The sequence below is a fragment of the Acinetobacter sp. ANC_7511 genome (assembly GCF_056779975.1).
In genome coordinates this window covers 1-26,221 of record NZ_JBWYIY010000017.1, presented here as the reverse complement: position 1 = coordinate 26,221, position 26,221 = coordinate 1, and the positions used below count along the sequence as shown (strand labels likewise).

Here is a 26,221-nt window from a genome sequence, read left to right as displayed (position 1 = left end):
CATGCTGTTCTATCCTTGTTCCATGTAAGTGATAACGCATTGAAACAAATTTGGCATTTAGCAACAAGAACGATTTAAGTATTTGATTGTATAGATTTCTTATCAGTAAAAATAAAACACCACTTATGAGAGTGGTGTTTCATTGTCTTGATCGTAGGCCATCGTGGCTTTAGGCACGGGTTCTGGTTCCAGTGTTTCATGTAACCATTCACGCCAAATGGCTAAAAGAATGGCGAGAATTACAGGACCAATAAAGAGTCCAACTAAACCAAAGCTCGCTAAACCACCCAATACACCAAACATGATCAATAAGAACGGAATTTGAGTAGCACCTGAAATGACCAAAGGACGAATGACATTATCGGCTGTACTCACCACACAAACGCCCCAAGCCATTACGCCAATCGCCTCAACGGTCTGACCTTGTGAAAATAACCACAGTGAAACAGCACCATATGCCACTGGAGGACCAAAAGGAATTAGCGCCATGATAAAGGTCATAATGGTTAAAAGCATTGGATTTGGAACACCAGCAACGTAATAGCTGATTCCTGCCAATATCGACTGTGCAACGGCAGTCAAACCAACACCATATACCACTGCACGCGTTGTTTCAGAGATCGTGTCGATATAATGTTGGATACGTGGACCAATGACTTTCTCCATCGCTTTACTGACCTGTTGAACAATCGTTTGTCCATCACGGTAAAAGAAAAAGAGAGAGAGCATGGCAAAACCAAGTTTGACTAAATTTTTGGTAATTTCGCTAATCACGAATTTACCGTAATTTAGATGTCCTTGAATCCATACACTAATATTACTAAAAAGTGCATTTGGGTCGGCATTGATGTCACGTACAATTCGAGAAACTTCTTTACCTACAATGGGTAACTCACGTATCACGTCAGGAACGGTGATATGACCAGAAGCCAGTTGGCGCTGTAAATCAAAGAATAAGTTTCGGCCTTCATGTTGAAGTAAGAAGATAGCAAAGGTGAACGGTAAACCGACAACGAGTGCCAATAAGAACGTCATAACAGACGCACCCAATGTAGGTCGATTACCACACCAAGCGAGAATACGTTTGTATAAAGGCCAAGTCATATAGGCGATAATACAAGCCCATAACACAGGTACGATAAAGTATTTGACAATGTCATATCCCAAATAAAGCAGAATAAAAAACAAGCCAAATAAAAGTACACGCTGTAAAGTTGGATTAAAATCTTGCACTAAAGTCTCTGATCTATATTCTTGATTTTCAAACGTATCTGCCGCACATCTGATTCATTTCGAGTATGCATTTAACATCATATATGAAAATGAGAAAAAAGTGCGATGACAATCTGTATTCTTTATTTAGAACCAATCACTTGGATCATCAATTAAAACATCTAACAAGGGTTGCCATTGTTGTTGTATTGATAAATAAGTTTTTTGATTTTTATCAAAAATATTGAGACCCTGCATCGCTAATTGACCATAAGCTGTTCGTTCAGAAATCCAAGCAACAGGTTGTTGTTCAATCTTGGCAAAGAACTGTTGGATCTCTTGAGCACTCTGACTATTTGGTTTGACACGATTTGCCACCAAATGAACTTGAACTTTACCTTTCCGAATACGTTTAATGTCATGAATGTGTTTTAAGAAACGACGCGTGCTGTCGATATCAAAAAAAGAAGGTTGCAGAGGTGTGACCACTGCATGACATTCTGCAATTAATTGTTCTGCGTGTTCGCCTGTTAATGCACCTGGAGCATCAATAATCAGATAATCAAGATTCTTCGGTGCATCACCAATCGATTTTTCATGGCGCCAATCTAAACTTTGAATGTGTGTTGCTGATTTTGGGCGCTGCTTTAACCATTGCAATGCAGATTTTTGATTGTCCGCATCCGCCAATGCAACTTTATAACCTTTCTGTGCGAGTGCTGTGGCCAGTGTAATCGCAGAAATTGTTTTTCCACAGCCACCTTTTTGGTTGGCAATCAGTATCGTTTTCATGAGTTTAAAATTATACATGCTTCAAATAAGGTCTGATCTTAGCTTAGCATTAAAATCAGCCAAAACGCGCATACATGACAAAAGTTTAGTTCTTGTTTAAATTGTCCGCATAACAAGTCATAGAGAACGTCAATGTCCATTTGGATGGCAATGTTAATAGGCGCCTGTATTGGCGTGGTAATCACCACAATGATGTTGAGCTCAACCCGCAATGGCCGTATCAAAGCAGAATATGAACAATATATTGCAGAGCTTGAACTTGAGCATCAACACGCATTAGCTGCTGCTCAAAAACGCAGTGTAAATACCAGTCGTGCGGTACTGAAAGGTAAAATGGCTGAACAATTAGCACCGATTATGCCAGAATTTCAATATTTACCCAGTGATGCTAAATTCTTAGGTGATCCTGTCGACTATGTAGTATTTGATGGATATACAGATTTCCGTGATGGTGATGGCGCAGCAGAAGATATTGAAGTTGTATTGATTGATATTAAAAGTGGTGGAGCACGGCTCACCAAAGGTCAGATGGCAATTGCGAATGCAATTGCCGAAGGGCGTGTGCGTTTTGAGACGATCCGTATCGACTTTCAAGACTAGCTTGGATCAATAATCCACTACTTAGAAGTGATCAGTTGGTTTTAGTCGCGCGAGCAAGCATCATGCGACGACCTACTTTGGGCACTTCTTCTGCTTCGAAATAATCGAGTTCAGAAATCTCAAAGCCAGCATCAAGCAGTGCTTGCTCGATATTTCTGTTCAAATGACAACCATCAGCAATCACTTTCTGTACTGGCGTTAAAATATCTTGAAGACGCTTTAAACTCTTTTGCTGTTGTGCATCGTAAGCGACATGTTCAACCAAATGCAAAGTGCCACCGATACGTAATACACGTTTAATTTCATGTAGAACTTGTTGAACATGACTCACACTACACAATGTCCATGTGCTGACGACATGTTGAATAGATTGATCTTCAAAAGGTAAATTTTCCGCTTTAGCATGAACATGTTCCACATGGAACGGTGCATCTTGAATACGCTGTTCAGCTAATTTGTATACATCTAAACTCGGTTCAAGCGCATAGAGACTGTCCACAGCTTGATAAAATGGCAGGTTAATTCCTGTACCAAAACCAATTTCTAATACCTCACCTTGAATCGGAAGCAGAAGACGGCGTCTGCTATCCATCATACTTGGTAACTGCATGACTTGATTCAGAATATGAGGGAATACTCGTTGCTGATAAAATTTGTAGATCATTTTTGTTCTTAACATCTTCCATTATTTGATTATTTTACACGTTGAATACACTTTTAACAGTAGACAAAATTGTGACTAAATCACGATAGATTGTTACTGTTCATCAATTTCCTTTTCAGAATGAAGTTCTAAGATAGATCATATAGATGTAGGTTAAATACAATTCAGTCGGATGTTGTCCAGAGTAGATGTATGTGCTGCGGTTGGGTTGTTTTTGATACTTAGCAAGAAGGATGGATGTCTGTTGAAAAAGTTAGTTCTCGCATTATGTATCGCCCTTGGTGGTGTTTCGGCTTATAGCTCTGCCAGTGTGAAGTCGAGCGACTTTAATATTGCCAATGGTTTGCCCCCAGCTTCGGCAGATCAAAAAATTTCGGTACTGGAACCTTTTGAAGGGGAATTTCGTATTCTTGGTTCAAAAGAATATACCGATGATCCGCAAGCCCAATTTTCACCCATCGACTATGCCGTGACCCGCGGTATTTTCACAGAACCTGAAATTGCACGACAAATTTCGATTAATCAGTATGACCGCTACTTAAATTGGAAAATGGCAAAACCACCGATTCACCCACGCTTAGCAACACAGTTGGTGAGTAACATGCACATTATCCCGGCTAATCCAGAAATTGCGAAAGAGATTAAGAAAGTTCAACGCGGTGATCTGGTGCGCTTAGAAGGGGAATTGGTGCAAATTAATGCCAAAGATTTGGTGTGGAAGTCAGCTTTGGATTGGAATGGTATCGGCGATGGTGCATGCAAATTAATTCGCGTCGAATCAATTGAATGGTTAGAAAAGCGCAATATTTAAACAGGATTTGAGATTGATGAGTTTGAAATGACTTTCAGCTCAAAGTCTTCATCATTAGAGAAATGAGAGAGTGTGGATCATGAGCGTTGGCAAGACATCCTTATGGATAAGTTTATGTATTGGCGTACTCGGGAGTAGTCTTGCCGCATGTCAAAACCCAGTCTCTGAAGTGCAAGCGGAGTCCCATCACTATACTGATCAGCAAAATTGTCCTGCACTATTGGTGATGAAAGTGGGTGAAACCTTAGAATTTAATGCAGCAGAAAATCCAAGTACGGGTTATCAATGGCAAATTATGCAACCGCTTCATCTCTTTAAAGTTGAAGAACAATATTTGGCGACTGAAAAATCAAAAGCGATGGTAGGCGTTGGAGGTGAAAAGACAGTGAAGCTGACTGCGCTAAAGCCTGGTCAGGAACTCATTGAATTGGCGTATGTGCGACCTTGGGAAGTTGCTCAAGACCGTACTCAAACAGATGCCCCAACATCGTGGCAATGTCGAGTACGTATTTCTTAAGCAGGCAGAAGACTGTTTCTAAAATTGTGCTGTACTTTTACTATGTACGCTATTGTTCTTTCGTGACACTAGTATTTTGACTCCAATGTTGGAGTTGGGCTTTCGCAGTATAATAATCACTCATATTTCGAATTGCATCTTTAGGATTTCGAAGCTCATCTTCGGGAGACTGTTCGAGCTCTTGATAGACCTCAATCTGATTTTCCCAGTATTGATAAAATAAGCCTTGAATATATCTACCTTGTTCCGTCTTAAGATCTAATTCTTTCAACATATTGAGGGAGGACTGAATGAGATCTCGTTTACGCTGAAACTCCATATCCGCATTTAAATTGCCATCTGCTTTTAATTGCTGAAGTTCTGCGTCTAGCTCATCACTTAATTGCTCAAAACTTTGATCATATTGATTCAGCAAAGCAACGTCATGTGCGTCATTTGGAGTGGATTCAAACGATTTGATCGGCTGTGCTTCAATTTGTGTTTTCAATTCAACAGATGGATCAACGGATTCTTTTTGTTCGGTCTGAGGGTTTTGTTCTGTTTTTTGGCATCCAATGAGCATGAAAGGCATACTCAAGCAGAGTGCAAATATCGAAAGTCGAATAGGGTGAAGATTTGCCGTCATGAGAGTCAATCCTCTGTTGGTTTTTTTAATGAATGATCGAGATTAAGTTTAGTTTATCGCGCACGATAGTGATAGGCATAAGTGATATAAGGAAAGGAAACTTCATCATGGAGCATGAGTCCCGTATGTTCAAATACGATCGATTCAAATGCTGTCTTCATTTTTGCTTGGTCTGCCGCTGACATTGCCGCAATAAAACTGGTAGATAAGAGTCGTTTGCTGATGACCTGTTCAACACTGCCGACTTGATGCTGAGTGAAGGTGCTTAAACTTTGGAATTCAAATAATTCTTGCTGCTGAAATACATTTTGCCATTGGTTGCTGTGAAAGCGTGGCGTATCGGACTCAAAAGGTTCGATGTAATCCGCCAATGCTTTGACCCAATCCACTGAGATATCTCGTTGGTTCCAGACTAGACCTAAATGTCCTTGAGGTTTAAGAAGGCGATGAATTTCTTGCAATGTTTGGCGTCCAGCAAACCAATGAAATGACTGTGCGCATAAAATAGCATCAACACTATGCGTTGATTGCGCAATTTGATGGCTTGATGCTTGTAGTGTCTTCACCTCAGGATGTACTATTTTCAATTGTTCGAGCATTGCTGGAATCGGTTCAACGGCGATTATGTTCGAGGTGACTTGTTTTAGATAGTGCAGGAATTTTCCTGTCCCTGAACCTAAGTCAATCGCAACTGCATCAGGATGAATATTCAACTCATCTTTCAACCACGTGACGATAGCCTGTGGATAATTTGGTCGGACTTGTTGATAAAGTTCAGCCGCAGAACTAAACCCATTTTCAGCAGCAGGATGAAGTGAATGTGTCATATTTTGCGCTTTTTAATCTGAACAGTATCTATAAAATATGACACCGACAATGTGATGTAAGCAAGTGAACGATTGATTCATTTTGCAAACCAGATGATGAGAACCCTTTTTTGGAATTGCAATGGATAAGCAAATAGTATTTGAAGACGAACACATCAGAGCAATTTATTTAAAAGGAACAACAGAAACATTGGTTCTCTCTTTTGGTGACTTGATCAGTCGTGCCAAAGGCAATGCCATTAATGCTGAAAAATCCTTAGCCAAATATGACTACAATGTCATAGGTATCATGCCAAAACAAAAGTCATGGTTCCCATCACAGAGCATGCACGCTTTAATCGAGCAAATATCACCTTTGTTGAATCAATTTCAGCGTGTCGTGGCTTATGGTGGTTCTATGGGCGGCTACGCAGCGATTAAGTACAGTAAGCTATTGGGCGCAGCACGTGTGGTCTCTATGGTGCCACAATATTCAATTAATCCTGCTGAAATTGAAGACCGCCGTTATACTGATTTTTACGATCCTAAGGTCAATGCTGACATGCAAATTGACGCGACAGATATTGCGTCCGATGCAGAATATATCGTGGTTTATGATCCTTACTTTGATCTGGATCGCGAGCACTATGAAAAGATTAAGCCACTTATTCCTCAACTCAATACACTTCATTTACCTTATACGGGCCATGATGCGGTTGCTGTATTAGCAAATTCTGCGTTATTGCATGATTTTATTGAACATGAATTTGATGTAACCTACTTTTATCGCCAGATTCGAGCAGTTAAAAAGAACAGTAAATTTTACTATCGAAGCGTGATCGCACATCTGCTTGGCACCCACAATGAAGCATTAGGTAATATTTTAAAAACCATCGATCTACAACTAGACAGTAGCTTTTTTGATGCCAGTCTTAAACAGACGATTACCCGTATTTTACTGACCAACAAACGAGTAGATGAACAAGATCTACAAAAGCTCGGTATTTCGATTCATTTGCCGTTTGAAAATAAAACACAACTTCATGACAGCTTTGGCAAAGTGTTGGTCTTTAACGTGATCACCCAAAAACTAGAAAGCTATGAACAACATGTGATTGATATTAATGGTAAATATATTATTCCATTACATGTGGAAAGTACTGGATTGGCCCAGATTGAAATTAAAAAACAGCACTATCTCATTTGTATGAATGATCGCCGTGTCACCAAATTGATCAAAATGGATGATGCGCTCAGTGCGGATATGAGCCCTTTGATTGTGAAAAAGGGCGAAGGTTTCTTTAGCATCAGTTATAAGCATCTCTATATGCACTGCGATGAGTTAGGAAACTGTATTTTTGAATCAGATACTGTTGGTGAAGCAGAAAAATTTTCAGTGGAGTAAGGCTGAATTTTTCATAGTTATTGATCAAAGCGCTTCGGCGCTTTTTTTATCTTTAAGTAAAAAAGATAGAGTGTGTGATAGGTCTCAATCTGTCATAAAAAGTGATATTGTTTAAAATTTACCCGTGTTTATTTTGTAACGAAAGCGACGGAATGACTCTGTTTCGTTGCTAAGATCAGGCAATATATAACGAATTTGAATGATTCAAATGATGATGTATTCATGAATATCGGAATATTCATGCATCTTTCACGTGTCTACTTGAGCACAAAAAAACCCATATAAATGGAATTTAGGTGGGACAAATGAATAAAAAGAAAATTGCAAAAAATGAAACAGGAATGAATCCTCCAAAACAATCGCGTACACATCGTCGTGTTATGCAGGTGATTCAAACCGCTGAAAAACTTTTAGTTAAAATGGGCTTAGAGTCAATTTCAATTCCTGAAATTGCCAATGCTTCAAACATTCCAAGAGCGAGTATTTATCAGTTCTTTCCGACAAAATATGATCTGTTGCATCATATGGCACAGTTGCATTTGCAGAAACTAGTAAGCTTGCTCAAGGAAGCTGGTTTAAACGTCATACGCGAACATCCGCACGAAAGTATGGCGGCTTATGGTCGAATGGTGGCTGCAGCTGTGATTGAAACCACTGCCAAGTTTTATAATGAATCTGCTGTGGCACGATTATTAATATTGTCAGGTCCACTGAACCGACAAGTGTATTTACGTCATCAAATGGAACTCAAACAGTTCAGTCAAGATTTAAGAGATGCACTTAAAGCAATTCGGGTAGATGATTATTTACCGCAACAACCTGACAGTATGTTGATCATTATTGAAATGATCTTTACTTGTATGAAACATGGTTATTACACAGAAGATCGGATTTCTGAACGTATTTGTGAAGAGGCGTATCGTTTGGCGACTGCATATTTAAATGCACTAAAAGAAGATCAATTTTCCCTAAAAGCACAGCGTGCAGCAACGACGCAATCTGAGACAAAAAACCAGTCAAATCAGCTATTGTTGACCTACAATTAAGCTTACAATCAGTTGAATTATCATGAAAATCTTGCAGTCGAAATGCAGATCAATATTGCTGAGGTTCAACGTGAAAGCTGTTTTTTTGGATCAATTCTCTCTCGATCAGAATGATTTAGATTTTTCGGGGTGGTATCAAGTCTTTGATGAGGTAACATTCTTTGAGCGCACTGATCCAGATCAAGTGCTTGAACGCATTGCGGATGTAGATGTGGTGGTGACCAATAAAGTGGTGATTACGGCAGACATGATGCAAAAACGACCGCAGCTTAAATTAATTTTAATTTCGGCCACAGGCACCAATAATGTCGATTTAATCCAAGCAAAAGCACAAAACATTGTGGTATGTAACTGTCAGGCATATGGTACTGCCGCTGTAGCTCAACATACCATGATGTTGATGCTCAACTTGGCAACGTCTTTTATTCAATATGATCGTGCAGTTCGTGCGGGTGAATGGAATAAAGCATCACAATTCTGTTTATTAGATTTCCCCATTGCTGAATTGAATGGTAAGACCTTAGGGATTTTGGGCTATGGTGAACTTGGTCAAGCAGTAGCGAAATTGGCTGAAGCCTTTGGTATGAAGGTGATTGTGGCTCATTTACCAGGACGACCTGCAGCCGCTGATCGTGTCAGTTTAGAAAGCTTGCTGCGTCAATCAGACTTTATTAGCTTACATTGTCCATTAACTGAAACAACACGCGACTTAATTGATGCAGAAGCATTCAGTCTAATGAAAGAAAGTGCATATTTAATTAATTGTGCCCGTGGTGGCATTGTGAATGAACAAGCATTGGCGGAAGCACTAATCAATCGGAGAATCGCAGGGGCAGCGACTGATGTATTGAGTATAGAACCGCCTCAGCAAGGCAATGTGTTATTGAATTTGGATATCCCTAATCTCATTATTACACCACACAGTGCATGGGGAAGCGTTGAAGCACGTCAACGCATTGTGCAACAAGTACAGGAAAACGCAGCTGCATTTAAAGCGGGTCAGCCGATCCGTCAAGTCAACTGAAGTTAAGCAATAAAAAAAGGTGCTGTGAGAAGCACCTTTTTTCTTGAAGATATAAATAAACTCAACCTAATAAATAAACTCCACTTAGGTTTGAATAAAACGACAGGGTTTAACGTGGGACACCTGCATCACTGTCATCTACAGCTGGACTAGAGGTGGTAGCTCCACTATTAGGTAAAGCAACACTTTGACGCTGAATGGTCGGTTCTGCTTCAGGTGCTTGAGTTTGACTTGCTAGCGTGGTGTTGGCTGATTGCGCAATTTCAAGGTTGACTGAATTTTCTTGAACGGGTAAAGCGACCGATGCAGTAGTTGGAGCCGGGGAGGCTATGACAGCAGGTGCTGTCGTTGGGTTGGGTTGACTCAAACTGCCTCTTTCGATGGGAACACCACCTGCACCGACGAGGTTCTGTTTAGCATGCTGCACAGATTTAACAGTTGTATCCACGCCTTGACGAGCACCGTCATGTAATGCAATCGCTTTTTCATTGGTGAATTCTTTGGTGTTTTGCCAAGCTGAATCGACGGATGGTTTGATTTTAGCAATACCACGCTTGGTCGCATCATCAACGGTGTTGGCTGTATTTTGCAAAGTCTCTTGTGCTTTGACTGCAAGTACTTTGGCTAAATTTGGATTGTCACCGTAAGCAGGATTGTTGCCTGTTAAAGTAGAGTCTTGAGCAAATGTAGTTGCTGAGCATAGCGTAATGCAACTTACCAGCATCGTTTTCATTATGTTCATGAAGGATCCTCTTCTCAGTTCTGTATGGGTGGCGCTGTGACTCAATCGCCTCATCTGTACAAAACTTTTGAATTTTTTATCAGTTTCCAAGCAAACTACATGAGCGATGGGGCTGTTTCAATGTTGAAATGTATCCGTAACGTTGTGCTTCGGCAGTTTTAATGACTAAAGCTACAATTTTTATTCATCTTGCATCGCTTAAAGGCTTTTAGGATACAACACTACATTGTGTGCATTGGATCGTGGACAATAAAATTAAAAGTAAAGTTTATCCTCCGATTCTAAGACAGGTGTTGATCAAACCAATATATTCAACATAAAAAAGTCTGAGCATGGATTCATGCTCAGACGCTGTTTATAAGAAATCTAAAAATTAATGCTTCAGATATTGAGTCGGGACTTTTGGTAAAACCACGCTTGATGGGTATTGTGAATTCGAATAGATCGAAATCGATCCCAAAAGCGATGAAGTTAAACTTGGTAATGGGGCAACGCCTTTCCATACATCACTGGAAACCACCGAAATTTGAATACGATGTCCTTTAGGAATAAGCGCAGCAGTTGCTGGAATCTCAACATTGACCAAGACTGGCTTGTTTTTGTCCAAAAGTTGAATATCAGATGCTTTAAATGTATGCCAAGGTTGAATCATTTGTCCTTTGATATAACGAGAACGTGATTCGTCAACTTTACGCATGGACGCTGTGATAATACCCGTGCTTAATGTTTTAGCATTGCCCGTTCTTGGGTCCACATCGGATACACGTACGACTAAACCACTGTCTTTAGAGCTGGATGAAATCCACAAGTCAGCTTGCATCGGCCCATTTAAATAATAGTCTTCAGTTAAAGGTACTGAGTTAAAGACCGAAGCAGGAATATTCGCTAAGTTGCTATTTTCCAGACATGGGAACGGTAGGATAGACGTTGCACCAATGAGAACTTGTTCAACGGTACTTGAGCATAAACCGAAAGTTGGTGCTTGTAATAAGTAGTTTTCACCAGAGCTTGACGTTGGTCGATCTTTTGCAAGGTTTCCACGTGTATTTAAGAATAAACGATCAGGTTCTAATGCTACATGCGGCCAATCTGTACTGACGACATAATCTTCATAACCGTGCACCCATTGTGTGACATTAGGTAGAGTTTCAGCGCCAGTGTTGATGCCTTTTAAATATTGATCAAACCATTGAAGTTGCATTTTGTCTAAACGCGGTACATTACCTTTAGGCAAACTTGGGAAAAGTTGTGCGGCTTGAATGTGTGCCCAAGGTCCAATAAAGGTTTTTACTGTGGTATGACCTTTTAATGCTTCATGCCAAAGCGGTTCACTGCGTTGGAACAAATCACGTGTTCCCCCGACAATAAAAGTCGGAACTTTAATATTATTGGCTTGTTCTAACAGCGATCTTTCTTGCCAAAAGTCATTATCAAAGGCATCAGCTTTGCCTTTTAGAGCATTGGCAAAAAGCGGTATTTGGAACTCTGTACTGTTAATAATTTTATCGAGTGCGGTCAGTTTTCCAGTAATCGGATCTTGCACCAAGGTATCAATCGGTAAAGTACCCAACAGTGTAATCAAACTCATCCAAAGTGGAATGAAGTTCGTATTTAGCTGCCCACCATTGAAAAGAATATCGCGGTACGCATCACCCATAGGTACGATTGGGAACGCTGCCTTGATTGCTGGATGTTGTGTCGCTGCACCCAGCATCGCCGTGATTCCTAAATAAGAAACACCATATAAGCCGACATTTCCATCAGAGAAGCTTTGTTTACTTGACCAGTCAATAATTTCATAAGCATCTTGTTGTTCGACTTTGCCAAAAGCTTCCCACTTACCTGTAGAGTTACCTGTTCCACGAACATCTGCAACGACTGTTGCGTAGCCACGTTTCACCATTTCAGGGTCTGCACCACCTGCTATTGCTGAAACCTTACCTGCAACCCCTGCACTATAAGCGGTTTGAATAACAATCACAGGGAATTTTGCATTGATAGGACGACCTGACTCATCCGCAGGGAGCGTGACATAAGTGGCGATTCGCGTTCCATCACGCATAGTAATCCATTGTGCTGGCAAGGTCACCGACTTAGGATATTCAGCAGGTCGATCATACAATTGCCATTGAGCATTGGCATTGGAAAGTAATGGGACTTGAGGTTGACTCGGAGATTGTCTAGTTCCGAGTCGGGTGTTTTTTAATGCAACGGGAGTACCTGGGAGCGTGACATCTGGGGAGATCACGGGGTCGGGTTGAGGACTTAAATAGCTTAAGTCTGGTGTCACATTTGGTGTTGGATTAATTGTTTTATTTGCTATGCCGATGGTGGTCGCAAGTATCGTGACACCGATGCCAACAGCAGCATAGAAAGAATTTAGCAATTTCATTACATAATTCCTTTTTGTTTTTCATTTTTGTAGTCGTGCTTGAGTGAAGAATGAAATATGCATAAAGCCAAATCGTTCCATTCATTTTATTTTTATGTCTCCTAATCTGATCAAAAAAGATAATTCAGATCAGGCCTCAATGTTGTATCACTGTTTAGTTTAACTAACAAGTTTGGGTCTTGTTGTTTGTCGGATTGGTAATGATGTTTTGATTAAGTGTTTTATTTTTAATATAAAAAATGTTGATTGGGTCGGTTTAAAAAATACAATTGTGTATAAATTAATCATAATTTAGAAGATATTTCTTCTATCTGATTTCTAAAGAAAATTATAAATTGTGAGCATTTATGCCAATCAGGAGCTTTTATTGAAAATGCAGAAACTCAGCGCTATGTGAGACTTTCACCTTTATGAAAAAATCGTGATTAATCAAATTTTTTTACTCTGATATCTAAAGCAATAATGATTTAGGCAAAATATGCGTAGCTGTAAATCAAAGTCATTGCTCGAATAGATGATTTATATTTTTCTTAATCAGAGCACCAAGTTGAGGATCAAATCCATCTACCAAGAATCGGCTAATTAATCCTTCTATTAGTGTGTAAATTAATTCGGATAAGTCTTGTCGGCCCATATTCAAGCAATGTGTTGATATTAATTCTTTTATCCATTGCTTATGATTTTGAGCAACTGAGATTATAGATTTATCATCTTGGTTCGATTCAGCAACAGCTCTAACGAATAAGCATCCTTTAAAGGAGTCTTGTTGAAACCACTGCATATGCCAATCAAAAATTTTGTTTATTGCAGCAAGACCTTCTGATTTGCCGATATATTGAAACAAACTCTCTTTAAATTTTTCATCACGAGCTTTGAGAACGGATTCAACCAACTGCATCTTATTTTTGTAGTACGTGTACATCGTGGTTTTCGAACACCCTGATTGATCTCGAATTAAGTCTACACCTACGCCAACAAAGCTATTTTGGTTAAATAGTTTTTCTGCTGTATCAAGAATTTTTAATGCTGATTTTGACATCCTTGCAATCCTGAAAATAAAAATAGTACAGATCTGTACTATTTTTATTTTATCTGTATTATGCTTTCAAAACAATATTAAAAAGGCGATATCAGTATGCTTTCAATTTTTGAAGGAAAAGAAAAACTTACTGCTTTTCCTAAACCGCACGAAATGATTCGAAGCTTTATTGGAGGAACAATTAGTATTTTTTTGCTACTTTTGTTGAGTAAATTATCGGGAAATATTTATATCATGGCGCCTTTTGGCGCAACTTGTGTAATTCTTTATGCAGTATCACAGTCGCCATTAGCTCAACCTAGAAATGTGATTTTCGGTCATTTTATTTCTGCTTTTATCGGTCTATTTTTTCTTAAGTTTTTTCCTGATTCGATTTTGACTATAGCTTTATCAGTCGGGTGTGCGATTGCCTTAATGCAATTTTTTAGATGTGTGCATCCTCCAGCTGGAGCAAATCCATTGGCCATTTTATTAACAGCAGATTCAATCAGCTATGGATGGAATTTCCTCATATTTCCTGTGCTTTTAGGATCTGTGGCTTTAGTATTGATTGCGATGGTCGTGAATAATATTAAACCTAATCATAAATGGCCACTTTACGGTTTAGGTATAATCAAATCCAAGCCATGATTGAAATTTGCATCATTCGTTTTTTAATCTTATGTAAAACAACCTGAGATATCCCTGAATTCAAACCTATCTTTTGTGAGACTTGGCGCTGGTCGAGTCACTTTATACTCTCCACTTATAAAAAAAGCACAGTTGGTTTTAGCCAATTGTGCTGTCCTAGTTTATGAATGATCAGATGAATGGTTTTTAGCGTCTTAGAAATGTTCACACTGTTGAAGATTTTTCGCTTTAAAGTGGTTTTTGAGCGCGTTGAAATTGGCTTGTTTTACTGAATCTTGAATATCAAATACGGTCTGTTTGTTCTCGACATCTGCATCTAAATTTGAATGTGCTGAAATCAGTTTTTCCCCTTGGAAGAACCAGTATTCAGTAGCTTTGCCTGTCTCAAAGTTGCCAGTGAACTCGATCAGACAGTTTTCTTTTTGTTTAATCAATCGAGCTACGTTGTGTTTGGTTCTGGGTTCTACAGCAATGTTTTTGTGTTGTTCTAAAACGATAGGGGCATTTGGGGTTGTTGGTGTGGTTGAGCAAGCGGTGATCAAAAGTGCTGTTGATGTAATAAGTAATATTTGATTTTTCAAGATATTTTCCTGGAGATTTTTTATTTTAAATTCAATGTCTAATTAATTTAAACCAATATACTGAATCATAGAAAGATATGAGATGAATAACTAATGGCTTGAGGATAATCTTTAAAATCATTTGTACGATTATTACTACCATCAAAATCCTCAACATACTCGATTAAAGATTGTAAATGATTTCGATCCTCTTTATCTAATCTATCCCACCAGCTTGGTTTGATGAAAATATTTTCCGTGTACATAAACAATAAGGAAATAAGCTTATGATTAATTTTGGTAGGATCTGAAAAAATAGAATTCGTAAAGTTTTCACCATACTCATTATCTTCAGTTAACCAGCTCAATAAGATATAACCAGTATTATAAAAAATGAAACTGTTTAAGAAAATATTTTTTGCATCAGGTGTTTCTTTTAATTCCTGTAGTTTTTTATGATCTAAATTTAACTCAGGGCTGATCATTGAGCTACACAGGATATTTTGAGGTGTGGTTAAAGTTATTAAACAATGTCTCATCTTATATGAAGTATTGTGTATCAGATCATCATTTATTTTTGTTTGAATTTTTTTAAGAGTTTCTAAAGAATTTTTATTAAACTCGATTTCTTTATTGCAACTGAGTTGAATTCTAACCTGTTCGAATAATGGTTTTCCTCTATCAGCATTATTTTTATAAAAGTTATATTTTTGTATAACTTTAATTTTTTTAAATATTTCAAGACAAAGTGATCTATAGCCTAGTTTAAATAATTGATAGTCAGCAGATGTAAATTTTTTTTGCTCAAATTCACTAAACAGACTTGTATCATGTTTATTACAGAAACCATTGAAAATAGATGCCTTATTAATATGAATTTCATTAACATTTATAGAGTTTTTTATTGAGCTTATAGTAGGAGTATAAACTTTATCATTTTCAGAGATCTTACTTAGAAATAATGATTTAGATATTGAGTGAGCTTTAATAATTCCTGATGAGCAATTACTATCGAATTCACTAAAAAGACATAATTTTAATGTTTTATCAATTTTTTTTAAATTGTCTTGCTCTTCTTGAATACTCATTAATTTTAATTTTTCACGATTGAGATGACAGTTTTTATATTTTTCTCCAGAATTGCACCAACAGGTGTCATTTCTATTATTTTTTGATATAAAATTGCTAACATTTAAAAGAACATTCAGATATTGATTTGTTGAATCCATAAGTAAACTTTTGTAATAAAAACCCCACTAATTTATAGCGGGGTTTTCTTTAACTTACAACAAGTTATTACTCAGTGCTGTAACACCGAAATATCAGCAACTTTCGTAAACAAATCACGAAGCTGTGCAAGCATACGCAAACGGTTCGCTTTTAATTCAGCATCATCAGCCATGACCATTACACCGTCAAAGAACGCATCCACTGGCGCACGAAGTGCAGCAAGTGCAGACAACGCAGCAGTGTAGTCTTTCGCAGCAAATAACGGCTCAACCACTGGTGTGATTTTCGCAAGTTCAGCGAATAATGCTTTCTCAGCATCTTCAACCAAGTTTGCTTCAACCAGTTGACCTTCAGGTGCAGCTTCTTTTGCAAGAATGTTCGCAACACGCTTATTCGCAGCAGCAAGCGCAGCTGCTTCAGGTAATGCACGGAAGTGATTTACCGCATTTACACGCTTATCAAAATCAAGTGGTGATTTTGGAGACAACGCTTGAACGGCTTGAATCACATCTACAGCAACGCCTTGGTCTTCGTATTTCGCACGGTAACGGCCTTCAAGGAATGCAACAGCATCATTTAAAGTCTTGTCATGATCTTTCAATACATCGCCATAAGCAGCAAGTGCAAGTTTGATCAAATCTTCAATCGATACATCAAGCTCGTTTTCAGTCACTAAACGTAAAATACCAATTGCAGAACGACGAAGCGCAAACGGGTCTTTAGAACCTGTCGGCGCTTGACCAATACCAAAAATACCTGTGAGCGTATCTAAACGGTCAGCAAGGGCAATCGTTGTACCTGTTTTGGTTTTTGGTAAAACGTCACCTGCGAATTTAGGTAAATACTGCTCACCTAAAGACTCAGCCACTTCATCATTTTCGCCTTCAAGACGTGCGTAGTAAGTACCCGCAATCCCTTGAAGTTCAGGGAATTCACCCACGAGTTCAGATGTTAAGTCACATTTTGCAAGAAGCGCAGCTTTTTCAGCGTCTTGAGGGTTTGCACCTGTAATTGGCGCTAAAGCAACAGCGAGTTTTGCAATACGTGTCGATTTGTCCCAAAGCGTACCCAATTCTGCTTGGAAGACCATATTTGCTAATTTCTCTTTACGAGAAGCAAGCGGTTGTTTTTGGTCTTGTAAGAAGAAGAATTCAGCATCCGACAAACGTGGACGAACCACTTTCTCGTTACCTTCAATAATTTGTGTCGGGTCTTTAGACTCAATATTTGACACAGTAATGAAGTATGGTTGAAGCTTATTGTCAGCATTCACTAAGCAGAAGTATTTTTGGTTGTCCTGCATGGTCGTGATCAATGCTTCTTGAGGAACCGCAAGGAAGCGTTCTTCAAAGCTTGCACGAAGTGCAACAGGCCATTCAACCAATGCTGTTACTTCGTCACGTAGATCCGCAGGCACAATCGCAATCGCATTTACTTCATCAGCTAAAGCTTTGACTTGACCGTCAATGATTGCTTGACGCTCTTCAAAGTTTGCCACAACGTAAGCCGCTTTTAACTTCGCTAAGTATTCATCAGCATGCGTTAAAGTAATTGCTTCAGGTGCATGGAAACGATGACCGAAAGTTACGTTACCTGCTTTGTGATCTTGAATTGTTGCATCAACAACGTCGTTGTCTTTAAGCAATACCACCCATTTTACTGGACGTACAAATTCGGTACGGCTTGCCGCTGAACGCATACGTTTCGCAATTGGAAGATTGTCCAATGCATTTTGTAAAATTTGGGGAAGTAAAGCATCAAGGCTTTGACCTTTGACATCTTTTAAGTAGCAAACTTTTTCGACTTTACCCGCTTGAAAAGTCGAGATTTGATCAACCGTGATGCCTTGACCACGCATAAAGCCTTCAAGCGCTTTAGTTGGGTTACCTTCAGCATCAAACGCTGCTTGTTTCGCAGGGCCATCAAAACGTTTTTGCGTGTCCGCTTGCGCACCATCAACGTTTACGATTTTAAGGGCAAGACGACGTGGTGCTGCATAGGCTTCGATCGAGTCGAATGCAAGACCTGCATCTTTTAAGCCTTTTACAGTTTCAGCTTGCAGTGCATCACGTAATTTTTTTAAGCTTTTTGGTGGAAGTTCTTCACAACCTAATTCGAACAAAACGGTATGTTTAGACATTATTTGCTCTCCTCAGATTTTGCTTCTGCTTCAACTTGTGCCTTTAACTGTGCCAATACTTCATCACGTAATGCTGGTTCTGCCATTGGGAAACCAAGTTCAGCACGTGCAGCCACATAAGCATTTGCAATTGAACGCGCCAATGTACGTACACGTAAAATATAACGCTGACGTTCAGTCACAGAAATCGCACCACGCGCATCAAGCAAGTTAAAGCTATGAGAGGCTTTAACCACTTGCTCATACGCAGGAAGTGGAAGTTTTGCTTCGATTAAACGTGTTGCTTCAGTTTCATAGAAGTCAAAGAGTTCAAACAGTTTATCAACAGGTGCGTATTCAAAATTATAAGTGGATTGTTCAACTTCATTTTGATGGAATACATCACCATAAGTCACTGTACCAAACTGACCTTTAGTCCAAACCAAATCGTAAACTGAGTCTACACCTTGCAAGTACATTGCAAGACGCTCTAAACCGTAAGTGATTTCTCCAGTAACAGGGTAGCACTCAACACCACCGACTTGTTGGAAGTAAGTGAACTGAGTCACTTCCATGCCGTTTAACCATACTTCCCAACCTAAGCCCCACGCGCCAAGCGTTGGAGATTCCCAGTTGTCTTCTACGAAACGAATGTCGTGTACCAAGGGATCAATTCCGATCGCTTTAAGCGAGTCAAGATACAACTGTTGGATGTTGTCTGGGTTTGGCTTAAGTACCACTTGGAATTGGTAGTAATGTTGCAAACGGTTTGGGTTTTCACCATAACGACCGTCTTTTGGACGACGCGAAGGTTGAACGTATGCAGCGTTCCAAGTTTCAGGCCCTAATGCGCGTAGGAAAGTTGCAGTGTGGAATGTACCTGCACCCATTTCCATGTCGTAAGGCTGTAACACGACGCAGCCTTGCTCCGCCCAGTAGTTTTGTAAGGCAAGAATTAAGCCTTGGAAGGTATCAATATGCGATATGGCGCGACTCATGGTCATCCACTTAAAATTAGAAAAAAAATTGGCTCTAAGTATAAGGATTTTACAGAGGAGTGGCAAAGGGTATGAACTAATGAATAAACTATATAACTTCAGGTGTTTCGAGTGCTTCATTAAATATTGATTTATACCAAATGCAGAAATCATTACTTTTAAGTAAAGGATTCATGTATTCATTTTGAAAAACATAACTTTTATAATTTTTTACAATAGCTAATACATTTGATTCATTTAAGAAATTTACTAATTTTTTAAAATCTTTTAACTCGATAAAACATTCTACTGAATACATAATATGTTCTACCTCATCCCAACTATTCTTAAAGTTTTCGATTGCTTCATTTAATAGGATTATTTTTTTATTTTGATCAGTGATTAATTTTGCCAATTGTAATTGACAATAACCTAAAAAATGAAAATTCCCACCATATTGAGGGTCATTTTGGGTTCCTAATCTATAAGTGTTGATGGCTTTGTTGTAGCAGTTGATTCGATCTTGAATATTTTGTTTATCAAAATTCTTGTAGTCATAATATGCACTTGCCCACCAATAGAAAAATTCACCAGATAGGCTGTCTTTTAAGACTGGATAAAGCTCTTCACAAATTGCAATTAACCTTTCTTTTGAATAGTTTGGGTCATCTGAAAAAAAATGAAATTCATCATTGCCAATATAGTCAGTAACTATTTCTGCTAGCTTAAATTTGTTGATTACAGCATCATTTTTTAAGATAGAAATATAATTTTTTACTTTAGATAGTAATTGATGACCTTTAGATTTAGATGTGTTGAAATCAATTTCTTTCGTATAAAGTTCAAGCTCAGTATAAGGTTGTTCAATAAAATCTAAACTGCAATTCAATAGTTCTGCGATTTCCATAAATGTTTCATCAGCATCGCAACCATAAATTACTTTACATTCTTCATCATTTTCTAAGAAATGATGACTTTCTTTTTGTAATACTTGATTATTATATTCTAACCAATACATCCAATTGTTATATGGGCGCAGTTCATTCAAGGCATCCATTAGAGGGTCATTTTCGCCACTATAGCCCGCTATAACCCAAGTTTTAGAACAACCTGTAGAACGAACGATTTGAGTTAGAGTTTCTTTGTGAGCTTCAAGTTGATCAGTTGTATTCCTTTGTACAAAACCAACATGCTGTCCATTTAAATACACAATACTAGGATCATGTAAGAGTTCTGCGTTTACTTTACCCATTGCACCTAGATCATAGATAGCAGGGAAAGGGTACATCCCCACCATATAGCAAGCATGAATCAATAACGGATCAAAATTAACGGTAAGAATGCGACTGAAATAACCTTGTTTTAATAGTTCAGCAATTGCAATGTGTGCAAAATTAAGTTTAGCTTTTTCAATTCCTTTATCTTTGTTACCTTCAATAAACCATTTAAACAACTCTTTGCGTTTAACATTCGACAACTTTGTCATAATGTCATTGTATTGGAGTTGGCTTAAATCTTCTTGAGCGAGTTGTTGTTCTTCATCCGTAAAATAATTTGGGAAATTCTCAATCGCAATTTTCATAAGCTTTTGAGCAGGGGGAATGCCTGCTGAAACAGAAATACCTGCTCCTACAAGAAGAATGGCTCCACCATCATCTTTAGCATCTTTTAAAGATGCTGCTAAGTGTTTTAAAAGTTCTTCGCGATGCGTTGTTGTAATCGACATGACTTAATTTCTTAGAAAAATTTTAAAGTAGTAAAATGGCATTATTTCATAAAATTCAATTATTGATTCAAATAATAAGACCTTTTAGAACCATTATTCTAATCAAACTATTTAGATCTTCATCTCATTGGAATCGCAATTTACAACTTTAAATTTAAATCACATCTTTGAATCTCTGTATCATTATGTTATAAATGTTATGTTATAACATTTCAAATGTAATGTATTGTCATAATAAGAGATGATCTCCATGAAAAACCAATTACCAAAGATCAGCATTTTGCTTTCAGCTATTTTACTGACAGCATGTGGTGGTAGCGATAACAACAAATCAAATCAGAATAATCCGCCTGAAAAACCAACAACAGTGGTGAATCAAGAGGGGAGACTTTTGATCATCAATGATCAAGTCGATCGACCAGAATTGAGTTTATTCGATTTAGAACAACAAAAAGTCATCGATGTTAAACAACTGAAGACGATGCCATTTGCATTACATAGCAGTCCAAGAGCACGTTATGGCATCTTGATGGATCGAGTTGGTGGCACTGTTAATTTTTATGACAGCGGTTTAAGTGATAAGGGAACTGCTTCACCTCAGTTATTGAACTTCCAACTCAATGGTGCTGCACCTACGCATTATCGGAATTTTAATGGTCAGGCTGCTATTTTTTATGATGGTAGCGAGACTGAAACATCAAAATTTGATGTATTCACAGATGCAGGAATTGCTTCAAAAAATGTGGCATCGCAAAAGCTTCCGTTTAAACATCATGGCGTAGCTGAACCGTTGGGTGAGTATGTATTGAGTTCATATTCAGGATCAGGCGAAACATTAGCAAGTGTGGTGAGAAATTACGAACTGCATGGTGATCACTTCCATGGTCAAAATAATTTAGAAAATACGTGTCCAGGTTTGCACGGAGCCTCATCGGTTAAAGGTTATAGTGCATTTGGCTGTGAAGACGGCGTGTTACTTGTCGAGCATGGTGTTGCAGGTCTTTTTAAAGACTCGAAGATTAAGTTGGATGTTCGTATTGGTACAGTCGTCGGCCAAGCCAATGCGCAAGAGCTAGTTGGATTGGCATCCGCTACACCTGATTTATTCATTATCAATGGTGCAAATAAGCTAGTTCAACAAATTCCATGGACTGAGAAAGATACCAATGTGAAACGTCTTCAGCAGATGTATAGCCAATCTGGCGATTATTTCGTGATACTCGATTCATTGGGGCAATTGGTGATTTTAGATACTGAGTCTTGGACAGTGAAACATCGTATTCAAGTGATTGAGCAAGGTTCAGAAGCGATAGAGAAGGCAGCGCTGATTGCGCATGGTCAGCAAGATCGTGTTTTCATCAATAATGTGGTGACGAAACAGATTCATGAGATTGATTTGAAATCTGCCAAGATTGAACGCAGTATCAAGCTAGATGCCGTACCACAAAAATTCATTTGGTTGGGTGTTACAAAATAAATAAAAGACTGGCTTTGAATCGACAAGAAAAAAGCACGATACCGTGCTTTTTTCTTTTTTGAACATTTATTTAGATCAGATAAAGAACCAATAGATAAATAGTGAAACAATGAAAATACACATAATATTCAGGACGAATCCGACTTTCATCATTTCAGACTGTTGAATATGTCCAGTACCAAATACGATGGCATTTGGTGGTGTCGCAACAGGAAGCATAAATGCACAAGAAGCACCAATGCCGATCACAATAACTAAAATTTCCTTGGGCATGCCCATTTGATCTGCAATCGCTGCAAAGACTGGTACTAACAGTGCAGCAGATGCAGTGTTACTGGTGAATTCTGTTAAAAAGACAATAAATGCTGCTACAACAAAAATAATCATCAATGGTGAGGTATCACCAAACACATTTGCAAGCGTTTGACCAAGTACCAATGAACTGCCTGAATCTTTTAAAATTGCACTGAGGGTTAAACCACCGCCAAATAAAAATAAAACGCCCCAATCTGTATTTTCAGCAACTTGTTTCCATGTTGCAGTACCGATAATCACGACCAAGCATGCTGCCAGAACAGCAATCCAAGTATCAGGTTGTGAAATACCAAAGTTCTCGGTCAGCTTTTTGCTGAAGATCCAAGCAATAGCCGTACAGACAAACAATACCATTGTTGCAATTCGAGTACCCGTCCAAGGAATATCCTCAGTCACAAATTGCACTTTATGATTGAGCTTAGGTCTAAGTACCAGATAAAGACTCAAGAGCATGGCAGGTAAAATGAGCAGCATCATCGGTAAACCGATTTTCATCCAATCTGCAAAATCATAGTCTAAAGCCTTAGCCGCAATTGCATTTGGTGGAGAGCCGACCATGGTCCCTAAGCCACCAATACTTGCAGAATAGGCAATACCTAACAGGATAAAAACAAATGTTTTTCGATCTCGGCTGACATCTAAATGTGAAAGTAAACCAAGGGCAAGTGGAAGCATCATTGCTGCAGTCGCCGTATTTGAAATCCACATAGATAAAAGTGCTGTTACAGCAAAAATCGCCATTACAGAGATGCCGAGATGACCACCAGACATAGAGATGATCCACATCGCAATTTTTTTATCCAGCTTTTGAATATGCAACGCGGTCGCTAATGCGAAGCCACCAAAAAATAAAAAAATCACAGGATCTGCAAATGTAGCTAATGCCGCTTGTGTTGTGATTGGTACAAGCTCATCGCCTTTTGCCATTGGCATCGCGAGGAGAACCGCGAGTACAGGTACCAATAGGGCGGTAACCGTGATATGGATAGCCTCAGTCAGCCATAAAATGCCGATAAAGCAAAGTAATGCCAACCCTTTATTGGCGTTTTCATCATAGGGTAAGACTTGATAGAGTCCATAAGAAATAAAAGCGGCGATCAGTATCAACACCCAACCTTTGATCAGCCCTTTTGGCATCATGTTGGTCGGGGTCGCGAGTTGTTCCGTCATATTCGCTCCTTTTGAATATCGCTATAGGTTTTATAGTTGCATGTATTAAACTTCTTAATTCTGAAGAATGAATATCCTTATCACTTTTCAAAATATACTATTTAAACAATGAAATCGATTGTTCTAATAAATTATAGCTTTGCCACAGGGCTTGAATACCGAGCAAAAGTAATAGGATCAATACTGTATTTTTAAAAAACTGTTGAGAAATGTGTTGCCTGATCCGTCCTCCGATCCATACCCCAAATATTGCAAAAACACAGATCAACATGACTAAAAGTTGTTGATGCTCATCAATATTGACCAAAATTGGGTAAAGTAGAAGGAGTTGTATCAATTTGCTGGCGATAAAGCTTAAATTACTCACGATCACAATATCGGTTTTACTCAGCTGACAGCTGAGTAAATACATCATTAGAAATGGTGCCATTGCATTGGTAGCACCACCGATAATGCCTGCTAACAGACCGAATATCAGCATATTGAGCACTGACGGGCTGACGGTGAATGAATGTTGTCGTAATTGATCAATCACATACAGTACCATCACCATGCCAAGTAAAAGCTTTAAATAACCTTCATTGAGCCACAATAAAAGTTTCACCCCAAGCAGACTGCCAACTAAGCTACTTAGAATAAGGGGAAAAAATCTTATGCTGTAGTGTTGAATGCTCTGCCATATTGAATACTGAGGGTGAGCAGTTAGCAGAATTAAATTTAAAATGAGACAGGGAAGAATGACCAAAGTGACAGCGAGGCTGAGCGGGAGTTGAGTAGAGAGTACGGCGGTACTCATCATGGGAAAGCCGAAACCGCTCAGGCCATGTAATAATGCGGCCAGTGCGCATAGCCACAATACCATCCATTCCGACTGTGCCATTGATTGTCCATATTTATTGTTTTGTTCAAGTTAGCGCTATTTTGAGAAAGATGCAAAATGAGAATAAAAAAAACACGATAATTGGGGGAAATTATCGTGTTAAAAAACTCACCCGAGGTTGTGTGGGTGATTGAGGGTAAACTCAAGTTAAAGCGGTGATCTGTCCTGATGTACAGTGCGCATTGGACGATCATAAGTATTTGAATGTTCGTGCTGAACTTTATTTTTTGGCATCACTAACCAAAGCACTAAGTACACTAAAATTCCTGGAAATGCAGCGCTCATCACTGACACTAGAACAAAAATAATTCGTAATAAATTCGCATTCCAACCAAAACGTTCAGCAATACCACCCATCACACCAGCAATCATGTTAGAGCGGTTTGAGCGATATAAACCAACATTGGCCATTGAGTTCTCCTTTAGAACCTAAAATAGTCATGAAATAGACTTCGCAATTTCTCTTTAACGTTTGTCTATACATTTTATATGGAGAATAATTTTTAGTTTTAAAGGAGATTATTCACAAAATATCGTAATTTTATGTAATGAAAAAGATAAAACCTTGATGTGGTATAGGTTCTGGATAATTAGACAGAACATGCTAATACTTGTATATCCCTATTTTATAAGGATAATATTTTTATACATCGCAATTTATGAAATGGCTCAAGATATAAAATGATGAATTTAAATTTTAAAGTTCATTCAATCTCAATGTTCAGCATTATCGCCATCATGAATATTGCACTTGCAGCATGTAGCCAGAATGAATCGCCACACATTGAACACATCAACCAAATTCAGGAGTCGCATACGCCTGAGTCTTCTAACTCATTAACGAATGTCGCAGGTAAGGCACGGCCTCCAATTCAAGAGAAAGCGGATACAACACCGCAGTCTGTTGCTAAAGAATGGCAAAAATTTGTAGGTCGTTACCAAACCACGATGCAATGTGGTGATGGCTTTGCTCGTTGTGATAAGGGAGAAGCTGAGTTTATTATCAATTTATTGGCTGATGGCACAGCTCATCGTATTTTTATGCATCGTGGTAAGGTTGAATTTACAACGCAACGTCAATATCGCCAAGATCGTTGGTTGTATGATCCGCATCACCATCAAATCATTATTTTGAGAGAGAGTGGGGTTCAGTTTTTTTACGATTTGGATGAGCAGGGTAATATGGTCATGGATCTTGATAAAATTGCCAATGCAACGCAAGTGAACCAAACTTTCTTTAAAAACAATCCGCTTCCGTCACGTGCATATACTTTGCAACGTCAAAAGCTTTAAAGACATAAGAATTGATACTCTATAAGGGTAGCTTGTATTATATTGCAGGCAATAAAAAAGCCTTTCAATATGAAAGGCTTTTTTAAGAATCTGGTGGGTCGTCCGCGACTCGAACGCGGGACCAACGGATTAAAAGTCCGCTGCTCTACCAACTGAGCTAACGACCCAT

The 26,221-nt window shown here is 38.6% G+C and carries 25 protein-coding genes and 1 tRNA gene; 9 read left to right on the top strand and 17 right to left on the bottom strand.

The features are described 5' to 3' along the window. Nucleotides 1–123: 123 nt before the first annotated feature. Nucleotides 124–1,233 carry an AI-2E family transporter gene (locus AC1M9L_RS11940; protein ID WP_035264258.1) on the bottom strand — a complete coding sequence of 370 codons (1,110 nt, stop codon included), beginning with the start codon at nucleotides 1,231–1,233 and terminating at the stop codon, nucleotides 124–126. 126 nt (nucleotides 1,234–1,359) lie between these two features. Further along, the gene (locus tag AC1M9L_RS11935; RefSeq protein ID WP_481592254.1) at nucleotides 1,360–2,004 is read right to left on the bottom strand and encodes a ParA family protein; all 645 of its coding nucleotides are present in this window, start codon (nucleotides 2,002–2,004) and stop codon (nucleotides 1,360–1,362) included. A gap of 132 nt (nucleotides 2,005–2,136) precedes the next feature. On the opposite strand from AC1M9L_RS11935, the gene AC1M9L_RS11930 reads away from it, so the two are divergent. Beyond that, on the top strand, nucleotides 2,137–2,604 hold the full coding sequence (locus tag AC1M9L_RS11930; RefSeq protein WP_481592253.1) for a Holliday junction resolvase-like protein: 468 nt from the start codon (nucleotides 2,137–2,139) through the stop codon (nucleotides 2,602–2,604). A gap of 31 nt (nucleotides 2,605–2,635) precedes the next feature. Here the strand turns inward: AC1M9L_RS11930 and AC1M9L_RS11925 are convergent, their stop codons facing one another. Next, nucleotides 2,636–3,268: a class I SAM-dependent methyltransferase gene (locus AC1M9L_RS11925; protein WP_481592252.1), complete on the bottom strand. Its 633-nt coding sequence runs from the start codon at nucleotides 3,266–3,268 to the stop codon at nucleotides 2,636–2,638. Between the two features lie 244 nt (nucleotides 3,269–3,512). Here AC1M9L_RS11925 and AC1M9L_RS11920 point away from each other — a divergent pair, with 244 nt between their 5' ends. Together AC1M9L_RS11920 and AC1M9L_RS11915 are read left to right on the top strand one after the other, a co-directional pair. After that, nucleotides 3,513–4,079, top strand: coding sequence for a hypothetical protein (locus tag AC1M9L_RS11920; protein WP_171076732.1), 567 nt, complete (start codon nucleotides 3,513–3,515; stop codon nucleotides 4,077–4,079). Between the two features lie 79 nt (nucleotides 4,080–4,158). Next, nucleotides 4,159–4,596, top strand: coding sequence for a protease inhibitor I42 family protein (locus AC1M9L_RS11915; RefSeq protein WP_180028899.1), 438 nt, complete (start codon nucleotides 4,159–4,161; stop codon nucleotides 4,594–4,596). Nucleotides 4,597–4,645: 49 nt separating this feature from the next. Here AC1M9L_RS11915 and AC1M9L_RS11910 read toward each other — a convergent pair whose 3' ends face one another. After that, the gene (locus AC1M9L_RS11910; RefSeq protein ID WP_481592251.1) at nucleotides 4,646–5,221 is read right to left on the bottom strand and encodes a hypothetical protein; all 576 of its coding nucleotides are present in this window, start codon (nucleotides 5,219–5,221) and stop codon (nucleotides 4,646–4,648) included. A 53-nt stretch (nucleotides 5,222–5,274) separates the two neighbouring features. Continuing rightward, a complete protein-coding gene (locus tag AC1M9L_RS11905; protein ID WP_481592250.1) occupies nucleotides 5,275–6,048 on the bottom strand; it encodes a class I SAM-dependent methyltransferase in 774 nt (257 codons plus the stop codon). A gap of 121 nt (nucleotides 6,049–6,169) precedes the next feature. Between AC1M9L_RS11905 and AC1M9L_RS11900 the strand changes: the two genes are divergently transcribed. The 3 genes from AC1M9L_RS11900 (at nucleotide 6,170) to AC1M9L_RS11890 (ending at nucleotide 9,502) form a co-directional block, all read left to right on the top strand. Next, nucleotides 6,170–7,432 carry a hypothetical protein gene (locus AC1M9L_RS11900; RefSeq protein ID WP_481592249.1) on the top strand — a complete coding sequence of 421 codons (1,263 nt, stop codon included), beginning with the start codon at nucleotides 6,170–6,172 and terminating at the stop codon, nucleotides 7,430–7,432. Nucleotides 7,433–7,737: 305 nt separating this feature from the next. Beyond that, the gene (locus tag AC1M9L_RS11895) at nucleotides 7,738–8,478 is read left to right on the top strand and encodes a TetR/AcrR family transcriptional regulator (RefSeq protein WP_481592248.1); all 741 of its coding nucleotides are present in this window, start codon (nucleotides 7,738–7,740) and stop codon (nucleotides 8,476–8,478) included. 70 nt (nucleotides 8,479–8,548) lie between these two features. After that, the gene (locus AC1M9L_RS11890) at nucleotides 8,549–9,502 is read left to right on the top strand and encodes a 2-hydroxyacid dehydrogenase (RefSeq protein WP_481592247.1); all 954 of its coding nucleotides are present in this window, start codon (nucleotides 8,549–8,551) and stop codon (nucleotides 9,500–9,502) included. A 109-nt stretch (nucleotides 9,503–9,611) separates the two neighbouring features. On the opposite strand, the gene AC1M9L_RS11885 is transcribed toward AC1M9L_RS11890, so the two are convergent. From AC1M9L_RS11885 to AC1M9L_RS11875, 3 genes are all read right to left on the bottom strand, one after another. Further along, nucleotides 9,612–10,244 (bottom strand): hypothetical protein, encoded by a 633-nt coding sequence (locus AC1M9L_RS11885; RefSeq protein ID WP_481592246.1) that lies wholly within the window; start codon nucleotides 10,242–10,244, stop codon nucleotides 9,612–9,614. 373 nt (nucleotides 10,245–10,617) lie between these two features. Next, nucleotides 10,618–12,636, bottom strand: a complete 2,019-nt coding sequence (locus tag AC1M9L_RS11880) for a CocE/NonD family hydrolase (protein WP_481592245.1) — start codon at nucleotides 12,634–12,636, stop codon at nucleotides 10,618–10,620. A 499-nt stretch (nucleotides 12,637–13,135) separates the two neighbouring features. After that, on the bottom strand, nucleotides 13,136–13,675 hold the full coding sequence (locus AC1M9L_RS11875; RefSeq protein WP_481592244.1) for a TetR/AcrR family transcriptional regulator: 540 nt from the start codon (nucleotides 13,673–13,675) through the stop codon (nucleotides 13,136–13,138). Between the two features lie 96 nt (nucleotides 13,676–13,771). Here AC1M9L_RS11875 and AC1M9L_RS11870 point away from each other — a divergent pair, with 96 nt between their 5' ends. Next, on the top strand, nucleotides 13,772–14,305 hold the full coding sequence (locus tag AC1M9L_RS11870) for an HPP family protein (RefSeq protein WP_481592243.1): 534 nt from the start codon (nucleotides 13,772–13,774) through the stop codon (nucleotides 14,303–14,305). A gap of 194 nt (nucleotides 14,306–14,499) precedes the next feature. On the opposite strand, the gene AC1M9L_RS11865 is transcribed toward AC1M9L_RS11870, so the two are convergent. From AC1M9L_RS11865 to AC1M9L_RS11845, 5 genes are all read right to left on the bottom strand, one after another. Then, nucleotides 14,500–14,886, bottom strand: coding sequence for a hypothetical protein (locus AC1M9L_RS11865; RefSeq protein ID WP_481592242.1), 387 nt, complete (start codon nucleotides 14,884–14,886; stop codon nucleotides 14,500–14,502). Between the two features lie 65 nt (nucleotides 14,887–14,951). Next, nucleotides 14,952–16,094 (bottom strand): SEC-C domain-containing protein, encoded by a 1,143-nt coding sequence (locus AC1M9L_RS11860; RefSeq protein WP_481592241.1) that lies wholly within the window; start codon nucleotides 16,092–16,094, stop codon nucleotides 14,952–14,954. A 71-nt stretch (nucleotides 16,095–16,165) separates the two neighbouring features. Further along, nucleotides 16,166–18,235 (bottom strand): glycine--tRNA ligase subunit beta, encoded by a 2,070-nt coding sequence (gene glyS, locus AC1M9L_RS11855; RefSeq protein WP_481592240.1) that lies wholly within the window; start codon nucleotides 18,233–18,235, stop codon nucleotides 16,166–16,168. Continuing rightward, on the bottom strand, nucleotides 18,235–19,212 hold the full coding sequence (gene glyQ / locus AC1M9L_RS11850; RefSeq protein WP_035264216.1) for a glycine--tRNA ligase subunit alpha: 978 nt from the start codon (nucleotides 19,210–19,212) through the stop codon (nucleotides 18,235–18,237). The genes glyS and glyQ overlap by 1 nt, the downstream gene beginning before the upstream one ends. 88 nt (nucleotides 19,213–19,300) lie before the next feature. Beyond that, the gene (locus tag AC1M9L_RS11845) at nucleotides 19,301–20,917 is read right to left on the bottom strand and encodes an SIR2 family protein (protein ID WP_481592239.1); all 1,617 of its coding nucleotides are present in this window, start codon (nucleotides 20,915–20,917) and stop codon (nucleotides 19,301–19,303) included. 250 nt (nucleotides 20,918–21,167) lie between these two features. Between AC1M9L_RS11845 and AC1M9L_RS11840 the strand changes: the two genes are divergently transcribed. Continuing rightward, nucleotides 21,168–22,394, top strand: a complete 1,227-nt coding sequence (locus AC1M9L_RS11840) for a hypothetical protein (protein ID WP_481592238.1) — start codon at nucleotides 21,168–21,170, stop codon at nucleotides 22,392–22,394. Between the two features lie 75 nt (nucleotides 22,395–22,469). Here the strand turns inward: AC1M9L_RS11840 and AC1M9L_RS11835 are convergent, their stop codons facing one another. The 3 genes from AC1M9L_RS11835 to AC1M9L_RS11825 all read right to left on the bottom strand — a co-directional run bounded on the left by AC1M9L_RS11835 (nucleotide 22,470) and on the right by AC1M9L_RS11825 (nucleotide 25,170). Then, nucleotides 22,470–23,879, bottom strand: coding sequence for an SLC13 family permease (locus tag AC1M9L_RS11835; RefSeq protein ID WP_481592237.1), 1,410 nt, complete (start codon nucleotides 23,877–23,879; stop codon nucleotides 22,470–22,472). 97 nt (nucleotides 23,880–23,976) lie between these two features. Continuing rightward, nucleotides 23,977–24,759 carry a sulfite exporter TauE/SafE family protein gene (locus AC1M9L_RS11830; RefSeq protein WP_481592236.1) on the bottom strand — a complete coding sequence of 261 codons (783 nt, stop codon included), beginning with the start codon at nucleotides 24,757–24,759 and terminating at the stop codon, nucleotides 23,977–23,979. A gap of 147 nt (nucleotides 24,760–24,906) precedes the next feature. Continuing rightward, nucleotides 24,907–25,170 (bottom strand): PspC domain-containing protein, encoded by a 264-nt coding sequence (locus tag AC1M9L_RS11825; RefSeq protein WP_179998741.1) that lies wholly within the window; start codon nucleotides 25,168–25,170, stop codon nucleotides 24,907–24,909. 270 nt (nucleotides 25,171–25,440) lie between these two features. On the opposite strand from AC1M9L_RS11825, the gene AC1M9L_RS11820 reads away from it, so the two are divergent. Continuing rightward, nucleotides 25,441–26,052, top strand: a complete 612-nt coding sequence (locus AC1M9L_RS11820) for a hypothetical protein (protein WP_481592235.1) — start codon at nucleotides 25,441–25,443, stop codon at nucleotides 26,050–26,052. Between the two features lie 91 nt (nucleotides 26,053–26,143). Here the strand turns inward: AC1M9L_RS11820 and AC1M9L_RS11815 are convergent. Continuing rightward, a tRNA-Lys gene (locus AC1M9L_RS11815) sits at nucleotides 26,144–26,219 on the bottom strand. Nucleotides 26,220–26,221: the final 2 nt, after the last annotated feature.